Genomic DNA, 17,965 nt, shown 5'->3' on the forward strand with positions numbered 1-17,965 from the left:
GCAACGACGGCCTCGGTGGTCAGGAACAGCGCCGCGATGGACGCCGCGTTCTGCAGCGCCGAACGCGTCACCTTGACCGGGTCGGCCACGCCCGCCTTGAGCAGGTCCTCGTACTCACCCGTCGCGGCGTTGAGCCCAACACCCGCCTTGGAGTTGGCGACCTTCTCGGCGACAACGCCGGGCTCCAGCCCGCCGTTGAAGGCGATCTGCTTCAGCGGAGCCGACAGCGCCACGCGCACGATGTTCGCGCCCGTTGCCTCGTCACCGGTGAGCTTCAGATCGTCCAGAGCCGGAGCCGACTGCAGCAGAGCCACGCCACCACCGGCGACGATGCCCTCTTCGACAGCGGCCTTGGCGTTACGCACGGCGTCCTCGATGCGGTGCTTGCGCTCCTTGAGCTCCACCTCGGTGGCAGCACCGGCCTTGATCACCGCAACACCGCCGGCCAGCTTGGCCAGGCGCTCCTGCAGCTTCTCGCGGTCGTAGTCGGAGTCGCTGTTCTCGATCTCGGCACGGATCTGGGCCACCCGGCCGGCGATGGCGTCGGAGTCACCGGCGCCCTCGACGATGGTGGTCTCGTCCTTGTTGATGACGACCTTGCGAGCCTGACCCAGCAGCGTGATGTCAGCGGTCTCCAGCGAGAGGCCGACCTCTTCGCTGATGACCTGGCCACCGGTGAGGATCGCGATGTCCTGCAGCATCGCCTTGCGACGGTCGCCGAAGCCCGGCGCCTTGACGGCGACAGACTTGAACGTGCCACGGATCTTGTTGACCACCAGGGTCGACAGGGCTTCGCCCTCGACGTCTTCGGCGATGATCAGCAACGGCTTGCCCGACTGAATGACCTTCTCCAGCAACGGCAACAGGTCCTTGACGGTCGAAACCTTCGACGACACCAGCAGGATGTACGGGTCCTCCAGGACCGCTTCCTGACGCTCGGCGTCGGTCACGAAGTAACCCGAGATGTAGCCCTTGTCGAACCGCATGCCCTCGGTGAGCTCGAGCTGCAGGCCGAACGTGTTGGACTCCTCGACGGTGATGACACCCTCGTTGCCAACCTTGTCCATGGCCTCGGCGATCAGCTCGCCGATCTGGGTGTCGCCGGCCGAGATCGCGGCGGTGGCAGAGATCTGCTCCTTGGTCTCGACCTCCTTGGCCGACTTCAGCAGGGTCTCGGTGATCTTCTCGACGGCCTTCTCGATGCCGCGCTTGAGACCCAGCGGGTTGGCGCCGGCCGCAACGTTGCGCAGGCCCTCTTTGACCAGCGCCTGTGCCAGCACGGTGGCCGTGGTGGTGCCGTCACCGGCAACGTCGTCAGTCTTCTTGGCGACTTCCTTGACCAGCTCAGCGCCGATCTTCTCGTAGGGGTCCTCCAGCTCGATCTCCTTGGCGATGGACACACCATCGTTGGTGATCGTGGGAGCGCCCCACTTCTTCTCCAGGACGACGTTGCGGCCCTTGGGACCCAACGTCACCTTTACCGCGTCGGCGAGGGCGTTCAGGCCCCGCTCGAGGCCGCGACGGGCCTCTTCGTCGTACGCAATTGTCTTGGCCATTGCGAAGTGATTCCTCCGATTGGGGATGACACGTCTGTGGTCGGTGCAGTGCCCGCGACGGACGGCTTGGGTGTCTCCGCTGACGCGGCCCGTACCTCACCGTCCCGACCTAGCACTCACCGGTCGCGAGTGCCAGTGTCATTTTTAGCACTCGCCCATATCGAGTGCAAGGACAGGTCACCCTTATCGCGACGGGCGTAAACCGTCGATGACGACGTCGGTCACCCGACCGGCCCGCGCCTTGTCGTAACCCTGCATGGCTTGGCAGCCAACGAGGATCGCCTTGATCTCGGGAACGTCGACGTCGGCGCGTACCGTCCCGGCCCGTTGCGCGGCCACCAGCAGCTCGCCCAGCAGACTGCGGAACGCGTCTTCAGCGTCGGGTGCCACGGAGTCGACGTCGATGCCCAGCCCACCGAGGGCCTCGACCAGGCCCTGATCGGTGGCACCCCAATCCAGCACCATCGACCGCAGAAACGCGAACAGCGCCTCCTTGGGTCCGGGCTCGTCCAGCAACGCGCGTCCTTCAGTGATGATGTGCTGCAGACGGCTTTCGACGACCGCCGCGAACAGGTCCTTTTTGGTCGGGAAGTGCCGGTAGACGGTGCCGGCGCCGACGCCGGCGCGCCGGGCGATCTCATCGATCGGCACCGACAAGCCTTCGGCCGCGAATGTCTCGTAGGCGGTTTCCAGCACCCGGGCACGGTTGAGCGCCGCGTCAGCGCGCAGCGGTTTCGCTGCTTGCGCCATCGTTCACCCCCTACCGGTTGACAAAGCGGGGCGTACGTTCCGTATAGTGAAGCGAACCGGAGCGTACGCCCCGTTTACCTTACAGCTTAGGGAGCTTTCCATGGCTAAGTGGACAACCGCCGACATTCCCGACCAGACCGGTCGTGTCGCCGTCATCACCGGGTCGAACACTGGACTCGGCTACGAAACCGCGGCCGCCCTGGCCGCCAAGGGCGCGCACGTCGTGATGGCGGTACGCAACCTGGACAAGGGCAAGGACGCCGCCGCCCTCATCCACCGAACAAGTCCCAGCGCCGAAGTGGCGCTGCAGGAACTCGACTTGACGTCGCTGGACTCGATCCGCGCCGCCGCAGACCAACTCCGCTCCACTCACGATCACATCGACCTGCTGATCAACAACGCCGGGGTGATGTACACGCCGAAGTCGCAGACCAAGGACGGCTTCGAGATGCAGTTCGGCACCAACCACCTCGGCCACTTCGCCTTCACCGGTCTACTGCTGGATCGGCTCCTGCCCGTCGCCGGTTCGCGGGTCGTGACGATCAGCAGCATGGGCCACCGCATCCGCGCCGACATCCACTTCGACGATCTGCAGTGGGAGCACAGCTACAACCGGGTCAAGGCCTACGGGCAGGCCAAGCTGGCCAACCTGCTGTTCACCTACGAACTGCAACGACGGCTCGCTCCCCACGGCACGACCATCGCCGTCGCCGCCCACCCCGGCGGCTCGAACACGGAGTTGATGCGTCACCTGCCGGGATGGGCGGCCTCCGTCTACCCCGTCATCGCACCGATGTTCCAGGACGCCGCGATGGGCGCCCTGCCGCAACTGCGGGCAGCGACCGACCCGGCGGTGCTCGGTGGGCAGTACTACGGACCCGACGGTCTCGGCCAGACCCGGGGCTACCCCAAGATCGTCGGCTCCAGCAAGAAGTCGCACGATGCCGAGCGGCAGCGCCGCCTGTGGGCGGTGTCCGAGAAGCTCACCGGCGTGACGTACCCGGTCGGCTAACCCAAGTCGAGCAACTGCTCGTAAAAACCGCCGAAGCGCCGCAGCGGGTCGATCAGGTGGATCTCCAGGATCCAGTGGCAGCGCCGACCGCTGGGGTCGGCGCGCCGCATCGGTTTGGTCGACCCGGGCATGATGTACCACTCGGTGGCCGTCCCGGCGATCTTCTTGTGCGGGAACTCCCCGACGAGGTGGCCCGCGATGTGGCTGCCCCACCCGAAACCTTCGGCCCGGGCCGCCTCGACGGAGGCATCGAACAACTCGGCGCCGGTGACTTGCGCGTGGTTCGCGAAATAGTCGCGACCGGCCTGCCATACCCGGGGCAGCGCATCGCGCACGGCCAACTTGTCCGAGTCATCGCCGAGTACGTAGGTGCGCCCGAAGTCGGCCTCCCACTCCTCGAAGATCGGCCCGAAATCGAGGAACACGATGTCGTCGTCGACGACTACGCGGTCCGGCGGATGCTCCTTGAAAGGTTGCAAGGTGTTCTCGCCGGCCCGCACGATTCGGCGATGCCAGTGCCGGGTGACCCCGAACATCTGTCCGGCCAGAGCGTGGATCTCGTCGGACAATTCCTTCTCTCCGACGCCGGCCCGGATCATCGCGCGACGTTCGATCTCATCGAATAACTGTGCCGCTTTATCCTGGGCATCGAGAAGCCGCTCGGCGCGGGCGTTTTCGTCGGAGGTCGGCGCTGTCACAACACCGATGCTAAACGTCGTGCGCGTCAGCCCCACTGCGCAAAGTAGGGGCGCTCCGGCTTGCTCTTCTCGACGAGGATGAACACCACACCCCACGGGTCGACGAACCATGTCGTGCGGACCCGCGCCACGTCCGCAATGCCGTCGACCAGAAAGCGCACGCCGTTGGCTTCGAGTTGGGCCCGGGTGGCGTCGAGGTCCTCGCAGATCAACCCGACGTGCGACAAGCCGTGCTCGGTGAGGGCCGCCGCGCTGCGCTGATCGCCGCCGGCGACACCGAGGTATTCGATCACCTCGAGGACCCGATCGCCGTCATCGTCGAAGCCGACGATGGCCGCCTTCATGGTGGGGTCGGACACCAGCTGTCCCATGTCGTCGCGAATCGCATCGCCGGCCATCACGTACGGCGGCGACAGCACCCGCATGCCCAACACGTCGCGATAAAACGCCACAGCCGCTTCGCAGTCCGGCACGCACACGCCCGAGTGGGCGATTCCGGTAATCACGCTTTGCACGATGTCAAAAGTGCGGTCATCGCACTAGTGCGATGTGGTCTTCGAGGCAGCCGATGAAGGCCTGCGACGCCGCCGATCTGAGCGGGCGGGCCGGTGAGACCAGGTTGACCTGCCGGTACAGGTTTGCCCCGGCGACCGGACGCAAGGCCAACTTCGGGTTGTCGCCCACGCGTGACATAGCGACCGACTCCGGCAGCAACGCAACACCGAGATCCTGACTCACGAAATGAACCACCTCATCGACGCGAGTGACTTCGAAGGCCACCCGTCGCGTCACGCCTGCGAACCCGCGATCGGTTTCGTGCCGCAGGCCGTAGCCGGGCGGAAAGTCGATGAACGGTAAGGCTGCCAACTGATCGAGAAGTACCGACTTCCGCCCAGCCAATTCGTGTGAAGACGGCAGCACCGCCACCAAGGGTTCGCTAAACAGCTCGGTGAAGGTGAGTCGCCCGGTCGGCGTCGACACATTGGATCCGACCACCGCGACATCGAGCTTTCGGTCACGCACCGCCTCGATGAGCAGATCGCTGCCGCCGCTGCGCAGTGTCACGCTGACCTCGGCATAGCGGGCGTGGAACGTGGCCATCAGCGCCGCGACGTCGAGGCTTTCCGAGGGCACCTCCATCATTCCGACCGTCAGACGGCCCGCGATGGTGCCACTGAGCGCCTGCGCGTCGAACTTGATCTGATCGACCCCAGCCAGCACTTGATGCATCAGCGGCAGCAGCGCCTCGCCTGCCGGAGTCAGCGCGACCGAGCGCGTGGTGCGCTCGAAGAGCGCGACGCCGAGTTCGTCCTCGAGTTTGCGTAATTGCTGGCTGAGTGCCGATTGCACGACATATTCATTGTCGGCCGCTTTGGTGAAGCTCTGCGCTTCGGCCAACGCCACCGCATAGCGCAGCTGCCGCAAATTCATAACATCTGATGATAGATCCCATCACATCTATGCGTTGGACTGGTAAGTGCAAGTCGATGAACAATCATCGACATGTCCGTTGCGCCTGTGCCGACCGCTCGTGTGCAGGCGCGGTCCCATCGCGGGTTGGACACCAACGACTGTTCGGATCTGGTGACGCGGGAGGCGATCACCGCCGAGCTGGACGCGCTGCCGTTCCTGGGATCACTGTCCTGCGACACGACGACGTTGATCGCCGGGTCCACCGAAGAGCTGGTCTTCACCTACACCGTGGGCAGCTCGGGAATCGCCGACAGCGGCTGGCTGAAGCTGTGCTTCCGCTTCTACTCCGACTGGGATCTGCAGACGACTGACCCTCATGCGCGCGATTACGCGTCCGCAACGTTGGTCAGCCGGTCGCTGGTCGGCGGCGCCTCGGCGGCCTCCGCCGCCACCGTGCAGAAGCTCGTCACCCGCTACGACGTCAAAGGTGGCGAGCGCCCGTTCCAAAAAGCATTGCTGATTCACGCCAAAGACGGCTACCTGCGGCCCGGCGACGTCATCGAGATCCGGTTGGGGGACCGCCAATTCGGCGGACCCGGCACCCGCGTGCAGACGTTCGTCGAGGATGAGTTCGAGTTCCACCTGTTCGTCGACGTCTTGGGCACATCACGGATGGCCCGCGGCGCCGTGTCTCGGCTCGCGGTGGTCCCCGGGCCGCCCGAGCACCTGGTGGTGCACGGCCCGCGACTGGTGAGGCGCGACATCTCGTCAGCCGACCTGCGGGTACACCTACAGGATCGTTGGGGCAACGCCTGCCGCGACGTCGCCGCGACCGTGCGAGCTCGCTCCGGTGACGTCGACGTCGCCTCCGCCGAATTCCCCACTGCGGGATGGGCGGCCGCGACGGTGTCGGTCCCGGCCCAGCCCGGCGGCATCGACCTCGTCGCCGATGCGGGTACAGCGGAGATCGGGCGGGAGACTTGCTATCTCGACGTCATCGACGACTTCCCCTCGCCGCGTGCGTTGTTCGCCGATCTACACGTGCATTCCAACGACACAGTAGGCACCCAGGACACCGGGTCGAATCTGGCCTATGGCCGCGATGTCGGCGCGCTCGACGTGATCGGCTACACCGCCAACGACTTTCAGATCACCGATGACGTGTGGGACGACGTCGTCGCTGCGTGCGCGAGCGCCAACGAGAACGGCCAGCTGGTCTGCTATCCCGGCGTGGAGTGGTGCGGAACAGCCGGCGTCGGCGGCGACCACAACGTCGTCTTCCTCGGCGAGGACACCACCGTAGCGCGGTCACTGGAATGGCACCAAGGCATGACCTCGGCCGCGCCGACTCCCCAAACATGGCCCATCACAGAGCTTTACGCCGCCTATGAAAAGGATCCCGACTCTTACCTGCTGATCCCCCATGTTGGTGGACGGCGGGCGATCCTGGACTGGCATCATCCGGAACTGGAACGACTGATCGAGGTGCACTCGTCCTGGGGAACCAGTCCCTGGTTCCTCGAGGACGCGCTGGCGCGCGGCCTCCGCCTGGGTGCCAGCGCCGCCAGCGACGAGCACCGTGGACGGCCCGGCGGCGGCGCGCCGGGAGCCAACATATTCGGCGGGCACGGCGGACTGACCGGTGTTCTGGCACCCGAACTCACCCGCGCCGACGTCGGCCGGGCGTTGCGAGGTCGGCGCACCTGGGCGACGACCGGTGCCCGCTCCGTCGTGCTGTTGCGCAGCGGTTCGCACTGGATGGGTGACGAGATCTACACCACCACAGACGAACTAGTCGCCCAATACAACATCTTCGGCACGACGGGCTGGGAAGAACTCGAGGTGTGGGATTCCGCGGGCCGACTGTGGCGACGCGATTTCCACGCCGAGACCGGGTTGTCGGACACGCTGGTGCGGATCCGGTGGGGTGGCGCGCGACACAAGGACCGCTATCGCTGGGCGACGTGGGCGGGACGTCTCACGGTCGCTGGTAGCTCCGTCGACGCCGTGACGCCGTGGGCCGCCACACATCCCGAGCAGGAATTCCTCGCATTAAGCAATGAGATCAGCTGGCGAACAACGACATACGGAAGTGACATCGGCGTGATCGTCAGCCTGGCCGACCTGGCCTCGGCGCACCTGCAGATCGAGAGCAGCGTCGTCGAGGATGACCTGGACGCGAGTGTGGTGATCAGCGGCGCCGATCTCATCGAGGACGGCCGGCGCGAAACCGTCGTCGGTGGGCTGAATTTGACGCTCATCGTCGAACGGATCGCCGATCTCGCGGACCTTCCGGTCACGGCGACCGGGCAGTTGACCGTCGACCTGCCGCCGGCCGACAGCGCCCTCTACCTGCGGGCTCGGCAAGCAGACGGCCACCAGGTGTGGACCAGTCCGCTCTTCGTCTCCCGGAGCGTGGGCTGATCATGGTGAGCCGAATCGCTGTACGACTGACCAAACGTCTGCATGTCGACCTGCAGCGCGTCATCGCCGCCTCCTGTAGCTGACCGGTCCGCGTTCGAACAACTGGTCACTCAAGGAGATGTCATGCCTACTCGCATTCCGGCCCGCCGCGCCCTGCCGCTGGTCGTCGCACTTGTCGCCGCCCTGCTAAGCGGTTGTGGGCATTCCGCATCCACCGGGGGCTCTGGCGCAGGAGTCACACTGCGCCTGGGGTACATCACCCGCATCACCCATGCCTCGGCGCTGGTCGCCGTTGATCGGGGATTGTTCACCAAGAACCTCGGCTCGTCAGCGACTCTGGTCACCCAGCCCTTCCAGCAGGGCATCGCCGAAGTCACCGCGCTGTTGTCCGACAAACTCGACGCCGCCTACATCGGCACCAACCCGGCGTTCAACGCTTGGCAGAAGTCGCACGGCACGGCGATCAACATCGTCTCCGGATCGGCCCTCGGCGGTACGTCCTTCGTCGTCAAGCCCGACATCAAGACCGCCCAGGATCTGCGCGGCAAGACCGTGGCCGACCCGGGTCTAGGCGGCAACCACGACATCAGCTTGCGCAGCTGGCTCAAAGACAATGGCCTGCAGACCAATACCCAAGGCGGCGGGGACGTGTCCGTCAAGCCGACCAAGCCCGAGTCGGCGATCCTGCAGGAATTCGCGACAAATCAGATCGCGGGTGCTGCGGAGTCCGCACCGTACGACGTCGAACTGGTCAAGGCCGGCGGCGTGAAACTGTGGCCCGACCCGGGAACGATCACCGTGTTGGTGGTGCGCCAAGACTTCTTGAAGGCTCACCCCGAGGCGGTCTCTGCATTGTTACGCGGGCAGGTCCAAGCCGATGACCTGCTGCACAACGACCCGGCCGCGGCAGCGCAGTCGGCCAACAACAGACTCGCGAAGGATTTAGGCAAAGGGTTGACTCCGGACGTGTTGAACGCGTCACTTCAGGAGACGACCTTCACCAACGACCCGAATACCGCATCGCTGAACGACCAAGTCCGCAAAGCTGTTTCAGTTGGACTGCTCGATCCGCTCAGCCTGGACGGACTCGTCGACCTGCGGCTGCTCAACGAAGTCTTGAAGACGTCCGGTAAGTCTCAGGTGAATTCGTGACCAGCACATCGACTCAGCATGTGACCAGTCACGCCCCCAGCGGCCAAAGGGAACCTGCCGTTCGGCTTTCGTCGGTCTCCAGGACTTACGAGCAGGGCGCCACGACGGTCGCCGCGCTTGCTGATATTTCACTCAGCGTGGAACCAGGCGAGTTCGTCTGCATCGTCGGGCCGTCAGGCTGCGGCAAAAGTACTCTGCTGTCACTAGCGGCCGGGTTGGATCAGCCCACGACGGGCACGGTGTCCAGCGGAAATCGTCAGCCCGCATTAATGTTTCAGGAATCAGCTTTGTTTCCGTGGTTGACGGCGTCCGGCAATATCGACCTGGCGCTGCGGGCACGCAAGATTCCCAGAGCTGAGCGACGCGCCCGAGTGGCCGAGTTGCTCGACATCGTCGGGCTGGCTGCCTTCGCGGGTGCGCGACCGCATCAGCTGTCGGGCGGGATGCGTCAGCGGGTGGCGCTCGCACGAGCACTGGCGCAGGATGCCGATGTGCTGCTTATGGACGAGCCGTTCGGCGCACTCGATGCGATCACCCGCGACCTCCTGCACACCGAGCTCGAACGCATCGTGGCGGAAACAGGTTTGACGGTGCTGTTCGTCACCCACAACGTGCAAGAGGCGGTCAGGTTGGGCGACCGGGTGGTGCTGTTGAGCAACAGGCCCGGCCGGATCATTGCCGAACACATCGTCGAGCTCAAACGACCGCGGCGAACTGACGCGCCCATCGCTGAAGTTGTCGCCGCCATCACCGCCGACCTTCAAGGACCGGGGGCCGGCGATGACGCTTAGCGACCTCGAGGCCGACCAGTGCGCGGAACCTGACTCGCACTCGGCCGGAGGGCTTTTCACCCGCCGACTGGTCCGATCGCTATGGGCTCCCGGCGTGGGGCTGTTGGTCGTCTTGGCCGGGTGGCAGGCGGTGTATCTGAGCGGCTGGAAACCAACGTTCGTGTTACCCGGTCCGGCTGCGGCCCTGGCCAGTCTGTGGAGTCAGGCTGGCCAGCCGTTGTTGTGGCAGGCGATCGCGACCACCCTGAGCCGAGCCGTGTACGGGTTCGGCCTCGCCGTGCTGTTCGGATTGGCCGCCGGCATCGTCGTGTCACGGAATCGGTTGATCCGGGCGGCTTTCGGGCCGATCATCACCGGCATGCAGACGATGCCGGCGATCGCCTGGTTCCCGTTCGCCATCATCTTCTTCGGGCTCAACACCTCGGCGATTGTGTTCGTTATCGTAATCGGCACCGCGCCCGCCATCGCGACCGCTGTCATCGCCGGATCTGACCACATTCCGCCGTTGCTGCTGCGCGCGGCGAAGACTATGGGGCTCAAGGGATTCGCGCTATATCGACATGTCATCCTGCCTGCGTCGCTACCTGTCTTCGTCACCGGACTCAAGCAGGGCTGGGCGTTTGCCTGGCGCAGTCTGATGTCAGGTGAGCTCGTGGTGATCGTGACCAATACCGCATCCATCGGTGTGCTACTGGAGAACGCACAGAACATGTCCGACATGCCTGCAGCGATCGCGGTAATGATCGTCATCTTGACGCTCGGCATCATCATCGACGGACTCTTCACCTTTCTCGACAACGTGGTCCGCCGCCGGTGGGGACTCGTCGACGTCTCCGAATCGTGACAGCTGACGAATGTCCGCGGCTGCGGCTGTGGGCTTTCGGTGACGCTCACGTCGGCACCGACAAGCAGTTCGGCAGAAGAAGTTTGGCCGAAGCGATCACACACTCCGAATTCGGCGGAGAAGGCGGAGGCCCGCCGTTCGAATGGGACATCGCTATCGATGTCGGCGACATGTCCGGCGCACACCACCACCTGCCCGATGACGCCGAGGGCCGCGAAGTCGTCGAGCAATTCTCAACGCTGCGCGCGCATCGCCGCGAAGACGTCTACAGCGTGTGCGGCAACCACGACCGCAACGGGCTTGCGGAACCCGAGGCGTGGTGGTGGCAGAAATGGATCGATCCGCTAGGCGCTAACACTGAATTCTCCGGTGTCGACGCTACTGCCCGCCGCTATCGCATCGACGGGACATGGGAGCGGTACAGCTTTCGGGTGGGCAACCTGCTGTTCTTGATGATGAGCGACCGCAACGAACCCACGCAGTCGGTCGGTCGGGGCACGCTGGGCGGCAACCCCGGCGGTGTGGTCAGCGGTGAGACGTTCGACTGGTTCACCTCGATGGTGAACGACAACCCCGATGCCTTGATTGTTGCGGTGCATCACTATGTCCTCAAAGACACCACCGTGGCGTCCGGCGAATGGGAGGGCGTGCGCAGGTCTGCGACGGGCGAACTGCTCGAGCACTACCACCGGCCGTTTGAAGAAGGCACTCCCAACGGGGCTTCCTACCTGTACTGGGTCGACAGCAAGCCGGATTCCGCTGCGTTCGAGAGCTTCCTGGCGGGCCGTCCGGGTCGAGTGGCGTTGTGGCTCGCCGGCCACACCCACACCCATCCCGACGATTCGTTCGGCAACAAGACCCATATAGAACAACGATGGGGAACCTGGTTTCTCAATGTCGCGTCGCTGAGCCGTCACCACATGCCGATCACGACGCTACCGATCAGCCGGTTGCTGACCTTTCAACCCGGAAGCGATCAGGCGATCGTCCAGTGTTATCTGCACACCAGCCAGCATGCACCGCAAGGCTGGTACGCCAAGGCCGAGAGGACCCTGACGCTGCCCCGCCCGTTCCAGTGGGAATGATCATCCGACTCGTGCACCAACACCACAACCCCGCCGACGACACGCGTACTCTCGGCAACGGCAAGGTCACGCACTTCCGCGTGTCATTCGGAGGGAATTTCTCCGTGATGTCGGCGTTGTCCGGCATCGTCTACGCCGCAGTTGACCTCGGCGGCCCGGTCATCGGGTGGCTGGACACGCAAGTCGCCCTATAGCACAGGCGAGGCACCGACTCGCCGCTGTCCTGCGAAGATGCATGGCCCGATGTCCTTGCCCTAGACTGCATCTCGATCAGATAGGAGTTTCCGGGTGCGGGCAGTTGAAGCGCCCAGCACCCGGGCTTTGCGGGGCTGGCAGCGGCGAGCCTTGGTGCGTTATTTGACCGCCAAGCCACGTGACTTCTTGCTGGTCGCCACTCCCGGTGCGGGCAAGACCGCATTTGCTCTGCGTATCGCCGGCGAGTTGCTGGCCGACCGCACCATCGAGGCGATCACCGTGGTGGTGCCCACCGAACATCTCAAGGTGCAGTGGGCCGAGGCGGCTGCCGCCGACGGCATCGCGCTCGACCCGAAGTTCAGCAACGCCGCCGCACACACCTCGGCGGAGTACCACGGCGTCGTCGTCACCTATGCACAGGTGGCCAGCCATCCGACCCGTCACCGGGTGCGCACCGAAGGCAGACGGACGCTGGTCATCTTCGATGAGATCCACCACGGTGGCGACGCCAAGAGTTGGGGCGACGCGATCCTGGAAGCATTCGGCGACGCCACACACCGATTGGCATTGACCGGCACACCGTTTCGCAGCGACGATGCCGCGATTCCGTTCGTCCGGTACGAGCCCGACGCCGGCGGCCTGCTGCGGTCGCAGGCCGATCACACCTACGGCTACACCGACGCGCTCGCCGACGGCGTGGTTCGTCCGGTGGTGTTCCTGGCCTATTCCGGAGAGACCCGGTGGCGCGACAGCGCGGGCGAGGAGTATTCCGCCCGGCTCGGTGAGCCGGCCACCGCCGAGCACACCGCACGGGCTTGGCGCACCGCGTTGGATCCGGCCGGCGAATGGATGCCCGCGGTCGTCACCGCGGCCGATACCCGGCTGCGACAGCTGCGGGCCGGCGGCGTTCCAGACGCCGGGGGAATGGTGATCGCGTCCGACCAGCAAGCCGCCCGGGCTTACGCCGTTCTGCTGCAACGGATTACCGGCGAAGAGCCTACCGTCGTCCTTTCCGACGACCCTGGTGCCTCGCGGCGCATCGCGCAGTTCTCCGCGGGCACCAGCCGCTGGCTGGTCGCGGTGCGCATGGTGTCGGAGGGTGTCGACGTGCCGCGGCTGGCGGTCGGTGTCTATGCCACCAGCGCTTCCACTCCGCTGTTCTTCGCCCAGGCGATCGGCCGATTTGTCCGCTCGCGGCGGCCCGGTGAAATCGCGAGCGTGTTCCTGCCGTCGGTGCCGACACTTCTGCTGCTGGCCAGTGAGTTGGAGGCACAGCGCAATCACGTTCTCGGGCAACCGGATCGGGAGACCGATGAACTGGCCGAGGCGCAACGTCGTCAGGACGAGCCGTCCGAGATCGAGAACAGTTTCGAGTCGCTGGGCGCCGATGCCGAACTGGACCAGGTCATCTTCGATGGCTCGTCGTTCGGCACCGCGACTCCCGCCGGCAGCGACGAAGAGGCCGACTATCTCGGCATCCCCGGGCTTTTGGATCCCGGGCAGATGCGCGACCTGCTGCGCCGCCACCAGGAACAGCAGTTCGACCGGCGCGCCGCGACACCGGAGCCGGTCACCCGGCATGGGCAATTGCGTGATCTCCGTCGCGAACTCAACGCGTTGGTGACGGCAGCGCATTATCGAATTGGCAAGCCGCACGGTTGGATTCACAACGAATTGCGCCGGCTCTGCGGCGGCCCACCGGTGGCCGCGGCCACCAGCGAACAGCTCGCGGCCCGCATCGAGGCGGTACGCCGGCTGAGCGCTTAGTCGGGACTTAGCGGACCGCCCAGATACTGTCCGCCACCCACGGCGACGCCTCAGCCGCAACCGCCCACACCAGATCTTCCGGCACGTCGATCAACGGATAGCGCTTGACGCCTGCGGCGGTGGCCGCCACCAGTGTCGCGACCTTGGCCCGGCGCTGGAACGGCGACTGCCGCGTGGTCCAGCTGATAATGCCCGCGGTCGCGAGGCAGTCGCGGTGTCGTTCCACGCTGCCGGCCCGGATCACCAGCCAGCCGTTGTGAACCCGATGCCCGAGCGCGCTCACCCGGTCGGCGGCCAGCAACGCGCACCACGCCGTGATCGCGATCCATGCCGGCCACACCCACACGGGCACAACGGATTTTCCGACAAGCACGCTGATCAGGGTCAGCGCGACACCGATCAATACCGGAAGCCCCAACGCCCGTGTCCAGCGTCGGGTCGCCGCCCGGCGGCCGTGCCCGCGCAGCGGCCCGGTGACAACATCCCGATCGCCGACGAGCCCGATCAGCACCGATTCGGCGGTGGACACCGGACACGGCGGCAGCAGCACCGACGCCTCACCGGCGCCGTGCACACCGGTCATCACCGCATCCAGGCGGGCGCCGCCGAATAGGCGCACCAACAAGGGTTGACGCAGCGTTCCGCCGCGCAGCCTGCTCATGTCGTAGGCCCGCTCACGAAGGCGTAACAGGCCGTGCCGCAGATGAAGCACGTCCGCCTCACGCAGCAGCACCAAGTTTCCGTAGGTGAGCAGCGACCTCAGCACCGCGAGCAGCACCGAAGCCAGCAGAATCGCCCCGCCGACGACCTCGACGGTGCTCGCGGTCCCCAACCGCTGGGCAGCGGCGAGCGCCGACTCGACCGGCCGCGAATGCTGCAGCGGCCCAACGAATCCGCTCTCGTACACCACACCCGCGGCGGCGGCCAGCGACAGCAGGCCGGACACACTCAACGGCGAGTACCTCAGCCACGACGGCTGCCAGCGCGCCAGCACCGCGCTGTCCGCCAAGGGCTCCGCGGCCGGTGCAGCGCCGTGTTGCGCCGAGTCGGCCAGCAGAATCGCCCGCAGCCGGGGCACCTCGCCGGCCAGGACCGCATTCAGCTCGAAAACCCCGGCCCCGCCGTCGCCCCTGGCTTCTTGGCCGGTGTTCACTCGCACCACGGCCAGGCCCATCAGGCGATGCAGCAGCCGCGCATCGCTCTGCACCGAACGAATCCGGTTGAGCGGCACCGACAGTACTTTGCGTTGCAGAAGACCGACCCGCAGTTGCAGCTGGCCCGACTGCGGGTCGGCGTCGATGCGGTAACTGGTGGTGTACCAGCGCGCCACGCCGATCACGACGGTGTACGCCAACACCGCCACCGTCCAGGACTGGTTGCCGGTGGTCGAACCCAGCACGATCGCGCCGATCAACCATGGGAGTTCGCGCAGCAGTTCGTGCACCGGGTGAACCAGCAGCATCCTGGGACTCAGCCGCTGCCAGGCGATTTGAGTCGGCCCGGCGGCCGTTGTCACGTAGCGTCCTCCGCGCCGATCGCCGCGATGTCGGTCAATTTCGCGACGACCTGGTCGGCGACGTCCATGTCGAGCGCGACGATGTGCACCGCACCCGCCGAGGAGGCGGTGGTGACGGTGACGTTGGCCAGGCCGAACAACTGGTCCAACGGGCCGCGGTAGGTGTCAACGGTCTGCACCCGCGAGATCGGCGCGATGCGCCTTTCCTGAACCAGCCATCCGGTGCGGGTGTACACCGCCTGCGGGCCGATCTCCCACCGGTGCACCCGATATCGCCACATCGGCACGACCGCCAGCGAGATCACCGCGCCGAGTAGAGTGCCGACGCCGAGCAGGATGTGCAGCCACAGCATTCGCTTGTCGAATTCGAACCACACCGCTTGACCGGCGGCCAGCAGCAGCCACGGAATGACGCCGCCGATCGCCCATCGCAGCGGCGCGCGCCGGCTGGGCGGATGGGCGGGATCGACCATGCCTGCGACCGGCGGGCCAGGGGTGCGGTTGTCCACGCCATCGAGAATGCCACCGACGTGATGGCGGATTGCACCGACACGTCGACCGAGAATGTGAATGAGTATGGTTTTTCCGATGAGTTCCAACGGTAAATGGACCACGGGCGACATACCGGACCAGCGCGGCCGCGTCGCCATTGTGACCGGCGCAAATACCGGCCTCGGCTACCACACGGCGGCCGCGCTGGCCCAGGCCGGCGCCCACGTTGTCCTGGCAGTGCGCGACCCGGAAAAGGGCAACCTCGCGCTGGCACGCATCGTCGCCGCCTGCCCAGAGGCCGACGTCACGCTGCAGGAACTCGACCTCACTTCGCTGGCCTCGGTGCGCGCCGCCGCCGCGACGCTGCGCAAGACCTACCTGCGGATCGATCTGCTGATCAACAACGCCGGCGTGATGTGGACTCCCAAGCAGCTCACCGCCGACGGGTTTGAAATGCAGTTCGGCACCAACCATCTGGGCCACTTCGCGCTGACCGGGTTATTGCTGGACAACCTGCTGCCGGTGCGGGGCTCGCGGGTGGTGACCGTCAGCAGCACGGGCCACCGGCTCCGCGCTGCGATCCACTTCGACGATCTGCAATGGGAGCACAGCTACGACCGGTATGCCGCCTACGGGCAGTCGAAATTGGCCAACCTGCTGTTCACCTACGAGCTACAGCGCCGATTGGCCGGCGATCGGAAGAACACCATCGCCGTCGCGGCCCATCCGGGCGCGTCCAGCACCGAACTGGGCCGCAACGTGCCGACGCTGTTCAAGCCGATGTTCGCCGTGGCAGGCGGCCTGTTCTTCCAGGGCGCCGCGATGGGCGCCCTGCCCACGCTGCGCGCCGCCACGGACCTCGACGTCGAAGGCGGGCAGTACTACGGCCCCGATGGCCTGGGTGAGCAACGAGGACACCCCAAGCTGGTGTCCTCGAGCGCACAGTCGCACGACGAAGACCTGCAACACCAGCTGTGGACAGTCTCCGAAGAATTGACCGGCGTCACGTATCCGGTCTGACGGCCGCCGCGGCTCCGTAAGATAACCGCGTGGCTCGACGTCCCCGCTCGACCGACGGAAACCCAACGGTCAGCCCGCAACATCTGCTGTCGCTGGTGCGCTCGACCGTTCCGCCCGTCCACCCGGCCGGGCTCCCGTTCATTTCCGCGGGGTTGGGTCTGGCCCTGATCGGCCGCCGCTCCCGCTGGCTGCGCCGGGCCGGCCTACTGGCCGCCGGAGCCTGCGCCGGCTTCTTCCGGCACCCGCCACGGGTGCCGCCCACCCGGCCGGGCGTCGTCGTCGCACCGGCCGACGGCTTGGTGTGCCTCATCGAATCGGCCGCCCCGCCGCCCGAGTTGGAGATGGGCGACGCGGAACTAACCCGGGTCAGCATCTTCCTGTCGCTGTTCGACGCTCACGTACAGCGGGCCCCGGTGAGCGGCGAAGTGATCGCCGTGCAGCACAGGCCGGGCCTGTTCGGCTCGGCTGACCTTCCCGAAGCCAGTGACGACAACGAACGCAACAGCGTGCGCATCCGCACCGAGGACGGCGCAGAGATCGTCGCCGTGCAAATCGCGGGTCTGCTGGCGCGCCGGATCGTCTGCGACGTTCGCGCGGGCGACAAACTCTCGATCGGCGACACCTATGGCCTGATCCGATTCGGGTCACGGCTGGACACCTATCTGCCCGCCGGCGCCGAGGTGTCGGTCAGCATCGGTCAACGTGCGGTGGCCGGCGAGACGGTGTTGGCGCAGCTGCGGTGATCACCAAGCCGCGCGGCAGGCGAGTGGTCAACCTGCGCATCCTGCCCAGCTCGATGAGCGTGCTGGCGATCTGCGCCGGGCTGACCTCGATCCGGTTCGCGCTGGAGGGTCAGCCTCACGTCGCGATCGCGCTGATCGCCGCCGCCGCGATCCTCGACGGGCTCGACGGCCGAGTGGCCCGCGCATTGGATGCTGAGTCGCGGATGGGCGAGGAGATCGACTCGCTGGCCGACGCGGTGAACTTCGGGGTGGCCCCCGCGGTGGTGGTCTACGTGTCGATGTTGCCCGCGTTGGCGGCGGGCTGGGTCGTGGTCCTGCTCTATGCGGTGTCAATCGTGTTGCGGCTGGCCAGGTTTAACGCGCTGCTCGACGACCGCAGCCAGCCGTCGTTCACCAAGGAGTTCTTCGTCGGGGTGCCGGCGCCGGCCGGCGCGATCTCGGCGCTCGGCCCGCTCGCGGCCAAGCTGCAGTTCGGCGCGGGCTGGTGGGCGTCGCCGTGGTTCGTCT

The 17,965-nt window shown here is 66.1% G+C and carries 18 protein-coding genes; 11 read left to right on the forward strand and 7 right to left on the reverse strand.

Features of this window, described 5'->3' with window-relative positions:
• Positions 1-1,556 (reverse strand): chaperonin GroEL (gene groL / locus VN856_RS20570; protein ID WP_325692372.1); only part of this gene is annotated, 1,556 nt, incomplete at its 3' end.
• A 183-nt stretch (positions 1,557-1,739) separates the two neighbouring features.
• Positions 1,740-2,306, reverse strand: a complete 567-nt coding sequence (locus VN856_RS20575) for a TetR/AcrR family transcriptional regulator (protein WP_325692374.1) — start codon at positions 2,304-2,306, stop codon at positions 1,740-1,742.
• Positions 2,307-2,406: 100 nt separating this feature from the next.
• On the opposite strand from VN856_RS20575, the gene VN856_RS20580 reads away from it, so the two are divergent.
• Positions 2,407-3,318 (forward strand): SDR family NAD(P)-dependent oxidoreductase, encoded by a 912-nt coding sequence (locus VN856_RS20580; RefSeq protein ID WP_325692375.1) that lies wholly within the window; start codon positions 2,407-2,409, stop codon positions 3,316-3,318.
• On the opposite strand, the gene VN856_RS20585 is transcribed toward VN856_RS20580, so the two are convergent.
• The 3 genes from VN856_RS20585 to VN856_RS20595 are packed head-to-tail and all read right to left on the reverse strand — an operon-like array spanning position 3,315 to position 5,447.
• A complete protein-coding gene (locus VN856_RS20585) occupies positions 3,315-4,016 on the reverse strand; it encodes a M24 family metallopeptidase (RefSeq protein WP_325692377.1) in 702 nt (233 codons plus the stop codon). The two genes, VN856_RS20580 and VN856_RS20585, sit on opposite strands and share 4 nt — an antisense overlap.
• A gap of 26 nt (positions 4,017-4,042) precedes the next feature.
• Positions 4,043-4,531, reverse strand: coding sequence for a VOC family protein (locus tag VN856_RS20590; protein WP_325692379.1), 489 nt, complete (start codon positions 4,529-4,531; stop codon positions 4,043-4,045).
• 16 nt (positions 4,532-4,547) lie between these two features.
• Positions 4,548-5,447, reverse strand: coding sequence for a LysR family transcriptional regulator (locus VN856_RS20595; protein ID WP_325692381.1), 900 nt, complete (start codon positions 5,445-5,447; stop codon positions 4,548-4,550).
• Between the two features lie 72 nt (positions 5,448-5,519).
• On the opposite strand from VN856_RS20595, the gene VN856_RS20600 reads away from it, so the two are divergent.
• The 7 genes from VN856_RS20600 to VN856_RS20630 all read left to right on the forward strand — a co-directional run bounded on the left by VN856_RS20600 (position 5,520) and on the right by VN856_RS20630 (position 13,687).
• On the forward strand, positions 5,520-7,853 hold the full coding sequence (locus VN856_RS20600; RefSeq protein ID WP_325692383.1) for a hypothetical protein: 2,334 nt from the start codon (positions 5,520-5,522) through the stop codon (positions 7,851-7,853).
• A 123-nt stretch (positions 7,854-7,976) separates the two neighbouring features.
• Complete coding sequence (locus VN856_RS20605) at positions 7,977-9,005, forward strand: ABC transporter substrate-binding protein (protein ID WP_325692385.1); 1,029 nt, start codon at positions 7,977-7,979, stop codon at positions 9,003-9,005.
• Positions 9,006-9,025: 20 nt separating this feature from the next.
• Entirely contained in the window at positions 9,026-9,796 is a 771-nt protein-coding gene (locus VN856_RS20610; protein WP_325692401.1) for an ABC transporter ATP-binding protein, read from the forward strand.
• Positions 9,786-10,640 (forward strand): ABC transporter permease, encoded by an 855-nt coding sequence (locus VN856_RS20615; protein WP_325692387.1) that lies wholly within the window; start codon positions 9,786-9,788, stop codon positions 10,638-10,640. Before VN856_RS20610 ends, VN856_RS20615 begins: the two co-directional genes overlap by 11 nt.
• Positions 10,637-11,725 (forward strand): hypothetical protein, encoded by a 1,089-nt coding sequence (locus tag VN856_RS20620; protein ID WP_325692389.1) that lies wholly within the window; start codon positions 10,637-10,639, stop codon positions 11,723-11,725. The genes VN856_RS20615 and VN856_RS20620 overlap by 4 nt, the downstream gene beginning before the upstream one ends.
• An 11-nt stretch (positions 11,726-11,736) precedes the next feature.
• A complete protein-coding gene (locus VN856_RS20625; protein WP_325692391.1) occupies positions 11,737-11,919 on the forward strand; it encodes a hypothetical protein in 183 nt (60 codons plus the stop codon).
• A gap of 94 nt (positions 11,920-12,013) precedes the next feature.
• Positions 12,014-13,687 carry a DEAD/DEAH box helicase gene (locus VN856_RS20630; protein WP_325692393.1) on the forward strand — a complete coding sequence of 558 codons (1,674 nt, stop codon included), beginning with the start codon at positions 12,014-12,016 and terminating at the stop codon, positions 13,685-13,687.
• Between the two features lie 7 nt (positions 13,688-13,694).
• On the opposite strand, the gene VN856_RS20635 is transcribed toward VN856_RS20630, so the two are convergent.
• Both VN856_RS20635 and VN856_RS20640 read right to left on the reverse strand, forming a co-directional pair.
• Entirely contained in the window at positions 13,695-15,149 is a 1,455-nt protein-coding gene (locus VN856_RS20635) for a PH domain-containing protein (RefSeq protein WP_325692403.1), read from the reverse strand.
• Positions 15,150-15,199: 50 nt separating this feature from the next.
• Positions 15,200-15,676 (reverse strand): PH domain-containing protein, encoded by a 477-nt coding sequence (locus VN856_RS20640; protein WP_325692405.1) that lies wholly within the window; start codon positions 15,674-15,676, stop codon positions 15,200-15,202.
• A 115-nt stretch (positions 15,677-15,791) separates the two neighbouring features.
• On the opposite strand from VN856_RS20640, the gene VN856_RS20645 reads away from it, so the two are divergent.
• From VN856_RS20645 to VN856_RS20655, 3 genes are all read left to right on the forward strand, one after another.
• Positions 15,792-16,715, forward strand: a complete 924-nt coding sequence (locus VN856_RS20645) for an SDR family NAD(P)-dependent oxidoreductase (protein ID WP_325692395.1) — start codon at positions 15,792-15,794, stop codon at positions 16,713-16,715.
• A gap of 29 nt (positions 16,716-16,744) precedes the next feature.
• The gene (locus VN856_RS20650; protein WP_325692397.1) at positions 16,745-17,458 is read left to right on the forward strand and encodes a phosphatidylserine decarboxylase; all 714 of its coding nucleotides are present in this window, start codon (positions 16,745-16,747) and stop codon (positions 17,456-17,458) included.
• A 53-nt stretch (positions 17,459-17,511) separates the two neighbouring features.
• A partial coding sequence (locus VN856_RS20655) for a CDP-alcohol phosphatidyltransferase family protein (RefSeq protein WP_414687010.1) occupies positions 17,512-17,965 on the forward strand: 454 nt, incomplete at its 3' end.

The organism is Mycobacterium sp., assembly GCF_035603715.1.
Lineage (GTDB): Bacteria > Actinomycetota > Actinomycetes > Mycobacteriales > Mycobacteriaceae > Mycobacterium.